This is a genomic window from uncultured Shimia sp., assembly GCF_913054185.1.
Taxonomy (GTDB): domain Bacteria; phylum Pseudomonadota; class Alphaproteobacteria; order Rhodobacterales; family Rhodobacteraceae; genus Shimia.
On sequence record NZ_CAJXIV010000016.1, the window covers coordinates 44,921 to 50,972 of the forward strand.

5 protein-coding genes are annotated in these 6,052 nt (G+C 54.8%); 4 read left to right on the forward strand and 1 reads right to left on the reverse strand.

What is annotated here, in order from left to right; all coding sequences use genetic code 11:
* Positions 1-25: 25 nt before the first annotated feature.
* Positions 26-1,030: an AraC family transcriptional regulator gene (locus QZ517_RS05710; RefSeq protein ID WP_294223514.1), complete on the reverse strand. Its 1,005-nt coding sequence runs from the start codon at positions 1,028-1,030 to the stop codon at positions 26-28.
* Positions 1,031-1,188: 158 nt separating this feature from the next.
* Between QZ517_RS05710 and QZ517_RS05715 the strand changes: the two genes are divergently transcribed.
* The 4 genes from QZ517_RS05715 to QZ517_RS05730 all read left to right on the forward strand — a co-directional run.
* Positions 1,189-2,574 carry an amidohydrolase family protein gene (locus tag QZ517_RS05715; RefSeq protein ID WP_294223517.1) on the forward strand — a complete coding sequence of 462 codons (1,386 nt, stop codon included), beginning with the start codon at positions 1,189-1,191 and terminating at the stop codon, positions 2,572-2,574.
* A gap of 126 nt (positions 2,575-2,700) precedes the next feature.
* The gene (locus QZ517_RS05720; protein WP_294223519.1) at positions 2,701-3,522 is read left to right on the forward strand and encodes a hypothetical protein; all 822 of its coding nucleotides are present in this window, start codon (positions 2,701-2,703) and stop codon (positions 3,520-3,522) included.
* Positions 3,523-3,540: 18 nt separating this feature from the next.
* Positions 3,541-4,737: a carbohydrate porin gene (locus QZ517_RS05725; protein WP_294223521.1), complete on the forward strand. Its 1,197-nt coding sequence runs from the start codon at positions 3,541-3,543 to the stop codon at positions 4,735-4,737.
* A gap of 369 nt (positions 4,738-5,106) precedes the next feature.
* A partial coding sequence (locus tag QZ517_RS05730; RefSeq protein WP_294223523.1) for an AMP-binding protein occupies positions 5,107-6,052 on the forward strand: 946 nt, incomplete at its 3' end.

The following is a 6,052-nucleotide window of genomic DNA, read 5'->3' on the forward strand; positions in this document are numbered from 1 at the left end:
GCGACAGGATTTGAGATTCCGTCAGTTAGTTTTGGTTCAGGGTTGCTCGGTATTCACGCGGGGATTGGCCCGTTTGAGAGCGAAAAAAGCGGGAGAAATGGGACTGATCTGAATATCCTAACGCCTGTGCGACGGTGGCGACCGTCTGGGTCGCGTCTGAAAACATCTCTTTGGCAACATCAATACGGAGGCGCTTCAGTTCCCGAGGCAGGGTTGTGTTTTGCAGTCGCAGCGAGGCCTTGAGACGCGCCAGAGAAATGCCCAAGGCGTCGGCAAAATCTTGTTCGCTTAGGGTGCGGTCTTCCAATAGGGGGCGTGCCGCAGTGCGCAGGGTGCTGATGATGGAGATATTTTGGGGAGTGGGTGGCACAGAGGTGCCTAGGTGATTGGACCGACTGTCTTGAGGGTGAACGGGCAGGGTAAGCCAGCTGCTTGGGAAAGTGAGTGAGAGGCCTGAAACATTCGAGCGTTTGATGCCGACGCCCGTTGGCATTTGGGGAAGCGCCTCCGGGAAAGGGGTTTCCAAACGCACCAGCTTCGGTTGCCAATGCGCGTGAGACAAATGGCGCAAAGTACGGATGTGCAACCCCATGCCAAACCCCTCAACCTGAACAGGCATTTGATGCGTCTGCACGGAGCGCGTAACCGCATAGGTGGCGTGAGGAGCCGTGACCGTCAATGTGTGGCGAACAGAGCTTGCCTGCTGCGGGACGCTCAACAGAAACCGGGTGTAGTAGTCACCAATAGTACAGGCATTTTCAAATGCGTCCTGGGTAGGAAGCCATGTTTTTATGTCAAAAGTGTCCGCAACATTGTAGCCGAGATGCGGGTCTTTGGCCTTTTCCGCAAGCGTGTTGGTGAGGCCGTAAATGATTTCGGCGTGCACGGCTTTTTGCGGATTACGCAAGTCGGTTTTGGTCAACCCATAGAGCTTTAAGGCGGCGTCGACATTGCAGCCCCGCGCCATCGCGAGATCCACAAAAGGGAGTAGAAGCTGGGCTTTGATAAAACCGTCATGTTTGGTGGGCATTGGCCGAGGTCCAGGTTGTTACACTGTCACTTTTAGGCCAGTTTTGGCGCAGTTGTCGGCCATTTTTTTTGACTGTTTGGCCAAAAGAGATCGAAAGTGGCCTGTTTCTTGCGACACGTAGAAGTAGAATTGAAGAAATTTCTTTAGGGAGCGCGATTATGTCTAACCGGATTTTCTCAGGACTCATGTCTGCTGTTGTCGGGGTTTTTGGTACCTCTCTTGCGGCGCAAGATGCTGTGCCACAGACACTTTTCACCAATGTGCATGTCTTTGATGGCGTGAACGAGGCGCGGATTGAAAACGCGTCGGTACTGGTTGAAGGCAATCTCATTAAAACCGTGAGCACGGATTCGATTGATGCACCGGATGCCACAGTGATTGATGGTGGTGGGCGCACGTTGACGCCGGGGTTCGTGGAAGCCCACGCGCACTTGATGCTGATGGGGCCAAGTCTACCTTCGATGGAAGCGAATACCACGTGGGAAGATTTTGCCATCCACGGGACACTGATGGCAGAGATGTATCTGATGCAGGGGTTTACCACAGTGCGTGATGCGGGTGGGGGCAATGCTGGCTTGCGGCGTGCGATTGACAGCGGGCAAATCCTTGGCCCTAGATATTATCCTTCGGCGGCGTTTATTGGCACCCGTGGCGGCCATGCGGATTTTGCGAACTTCACAGCCCCCCCAGGATCGTCGACCAATATGGGACGCTTGAATATGGCGCAGGAAGCGGACAGCGCAGCGGATGTTCAAAAGTTTGGCCGCAATAACTTTCGCATGGGGGCAACTCAACTCAAATACATGCAATCAGGCGGCGTAGTCTCGGCGTTTGACCCCTGGCAGCTGCTGGCTGGGTCAACCGAGGAGATAGAAGCGGCCGTGCAGGTGGCAGAGGAATACGGCAGCTACGTCATGGCACATTCCTATCGCAAAGAGGCGATCTTGAGTGCATTGGAAGCTGGCGTGATGTCGATTGAGCACGGGTTCTCCTTTGACTGCGAGATTGCCGAAGTGATGAATGCCAAAGGCGCGTTTATCACCACCAACCTGACGGCTTTTGATCCAGGTCTGTTGGAGATTCCGGCTGTTGCCAGCGTGCCAAGTAGCCTGGCCAAGGCAAAGTCGGCCTCTGCCACCTTTGCCAACTACATTCCCAACATGCAGGAATGTCCCGTTAAGCGTGCGTTCCAAACCGATTGTGTGGGCTCGGTGGCCGCCTGTAACATTCAAATTGCTTATGAGAAGAATCTGAACAACGACTTCTTTGGACCTTATGCGTCACTGGTAACGCTGACTTCGGTTGGTGGCGAATTGGTTGGACTGTCTGGTGATTTCACCAACCCTTACACTGCCGGCAAGCTGGGCGTGATCGAGGAGGGCGCCTATGCAGATATCCTGCTGATTGACGGTAATCCTTTGGAAGACTTCTCTGTGGTTGGGACCGGCGACAAGTGGTTTGGCGCGGACCCGCGACCAGACAGCCCAGAAACATTGCGCATTATCATGAAAGACGGCGTGATCTATAAAAACACGCTGAATTAAACCTGTTAGGGCGGTGTCTGTTGGCTCCGTCCTAACGGTTTATCCTCGCAACCCTCTGGACGTGGAGCACAGCATATGCGGTTTCCAATTCTGGCTTTGATCGGGTGTTTTGCAGGCGCGCCTCTGATGGCGCAGGTCGGGCCAAATATCGACGATCTTGCCAAGGAGCTTTCCAATCCTGGAGCCGCAAATGCGACTTTGAATTTCAAACTGGAGTATCGCAGTTTTGATGGATCCTTGGCAGGGGCGGGTAATCAGAACAGCACGACCTTGACGTTTCAGCCCGTGTTGCCGTTTGTTCTGCCAAACGGCAACAACCTGATCTTCCGACCAGCTTTCAGCTATGCATGGGATCAACCAAGCGTGAGTGGTGGCGGCATATCGCAACGGAATTCTTGGGGCGATATCCCCTATGATCTGCTTTATTCTTGGAGTGGTGATGGGTGGACATTTGGAGCCGGTGTCGTCGGGTCGATGCCGACGGGAAGCGCGGCTTCATCTGACAATTGGTTGCTGGGGCCGAGTGCCTTGGCTGTGCGAACGGCCGATTGGGGGGTTTGGGGTCTGTTTCCATTTCACAATGAGAAAGTAGGCGGCAGCGGCCCCGATACCTCGATCACGTCGCTGCAGTATTTCTTGTTCTATAGCCTTGGCCAAGGCTGGTTGATCGGTACAGGACCAACCATGAGTTACGATTGGAATGCCCCAGATGGCGATGCCTGGACCGTGCCGGTGCAGCTGTCCCTTTCAAAAACGACTGCGATTGGTGAGCAACTGGTGAAGTTAAATTTTTCGGCTGAGTACAATGCGGTACGACCAGACGTTTTTGCCGAAGAATGGACTTACACCTTTACCTTTAGTCCAGTTGTGAAAAATCCGTTCCAGAGAACGCCGCCTGCGCCGGTGGACGCCGCGACACGCGCCGCTATCCTTGCGCCTATACGCTAATCCATTCCGGAGGTCAGTATGACGATCTATAAGTATATATTGATGGGGTTGATGAGTGCGGCGGCGTTTGGCGGTTACGCCAAGGCTCAATCAGGTGGTCTGTCTGGACCTTCTTCCGTGGCAGCAGATTTGCAGCCGGGTGACGGGCTGACCGATCCACAGTTGCGGTCAGACTTCCCTCGCAATGTGGCACCTGGGTGGTTTGCCTGGAAAGATGGGCTTGCGGAGAGTGGCTTCAAGTTCAACTTTGACTATCTCGCGCTGGGCCAATGGAGCAACATGGATGTGGCCGAGGACAGCGCCGCCGGTGGCATGTTCCGGTTTTATGGCAATTGGGCGGCCACAGAGAATGGCAGCCTGACGTTCAAACTGGAGCACCGGCATGCCTATACTGATGTGGCGCCGCAAAATCTCGGCTTTGCGGCCGGGGCGACGTTTATGCCGGGCACGGCCTTTAACGACAATGGCACGCTTTTGACCAACCTGTTCTGGACACAGCGTGCGCCCGAAGGCGGCTGGAGTATTCAGGCTGGACAAATTGATGTGACAGACTTCCTGGATATCTACGGCGCGGTGAGCCCTTACTCGGCGTTCCAGAACCTGTCGTTTAACACCAACCCAACAATCAACGCGCCAAACCCGGGATTGGGCTTGGCGGGCGGTGTGTGGCTTGGCGATACCGTTTACGCAGTGGGCAGCGTGGCTGATGCCAACGCAGATCCGTCTGATCCGGGGTTTGACGTGTTTGACCATGGCAAGCTGTTCAAGAGCTTGGAGGTCGGCCTCACCAGTGCGCGAGACCGGATCTATTTTGACAATGTGCATTTGGCACTTTGGCATATTGACGGTGACGCCAATAAGGCCCGCGCCGAAGACTATGGCGCGAGTTTTTCAGCAGCTTGGTTTGTGGACAATAAATGGCTTCCGTTTGTGCGTGCCGGCGTCGCCGACAAGGGGACGGGGCTTTACAAGCGCTCACTGTCCACTGGTTTGGCCTACTACGGGCGTAACACGGATGCGGCGGGCCTTGGTTTGAATTGGGCGGAGAGTGCGACCTCGACCCAAACGCAATTCACGGCCGAACTGTTTTATCGCTTCTCGATTTCGCCAGGGCTACAGATCACGCCGTCTATTCAAGTGATTGACAACCCGCTGGACAACTCGGGCTTGGGCACAGTCACGGTACTGGGGCTGCGGACACGCCTGGTTTTCTGATCTGATTGTCTCCATCGTGAGTCGGTGTTTTGAGTTCACGGCCTGTTACCGGGGATATTGACCGGAACAAAATGTCACACCTTCGAAAAGTGAATGTTAGCGCTCGCAGTTGAAGTGGGTGCCGATTTACAGGTGTTTCAAGACATTAACGAAACATAAACAAGCCCATAAAAATAGGGGATTTCTTGTGCCGGACACAAAGTAATTTACAAGAAGGCTGGAGTGATCGGAAATATCTTTACAGGTTTTCTGTTTTATTTCCGTACTTTGTTCCCTTGTTTTCACAAAGCCCTATTCTGTCCTCGGGGTCTTGAGCCAATTGGCTTGAGTGAGGAGTTTTGAAAGTTATTGACCGAGGGAGGAGCCTTCATGTCGTTGGACACCAATGTATCCGCCAGCTCGTTGCCATCCGCAGAGCTAACCAAAGACGCACATATTGATGCCGCCACTTACACTGAGATGTACGCGGCCTCTATGTCTGATCCTGAGGCGTTTTGGCGCGAGCATGGTCAGCGTGTCGATTGGATCAAGCCCTACACCAAGGTGAAGAACACCTCCTTTGCGCCAGGTGCAGTGGACATCAAATGGTTTGAGGACGGCACGCTCAACGTCTCCGCCAACTGTATTGACCGCCATCTGGAAACCCGGGGCAATCAGGCCGCGATTATCTTTGAACCGGATGATCCCAACGAGCCGGCGCAGTCGATCACCTATGCGGACCTGCACCGCCGCGTCTGCCGCTTTGCCAATGTGCTCGAAGAGCTGGGTGTGCGCAAAGGGGACCGCGTGGTGATTTATCTGCCGATGATCCCGGAGGCGGCGTATGCCATGCTGGCCTGTGCCCGCATCGGCGCAATCCACTCAATTGTCTTTGCCGGCTTCAGCCCCGATGCGCTTGCCGCTCGGATCAACGGCTGTGACGCCAAAGTGGTGATCACTGCGGACTCCGCGCCCCGTGGCGGCCGCAAAACCGCGCTCAAATCCAACGCCGACGCGGCGCTGTTGCACACCAAAGACACCGTGAAGTGCCTGGTGGTGAAGCGCACCGGCGATCAGACCACCTGGATTGACGGCCGGGATTATGACTACAATGAGATGGTCATGGAGGTGGGTGACTATTGCAAACCCGCCGAGATGAACGCTGAAGATCCGCTGTTTGTGCTTTATACTTCCGGCTCCACCGGCCAGCCCAAAGGTGTGGTGCACACCACCGGCGGCTATCTGGTCTACGCGTCGATGACGCATCAATACACCTTTGACTACAAAGACGGCGACATCTTCTGGTGCACCGCCGATGTGGGCTGGGTCACGGGCC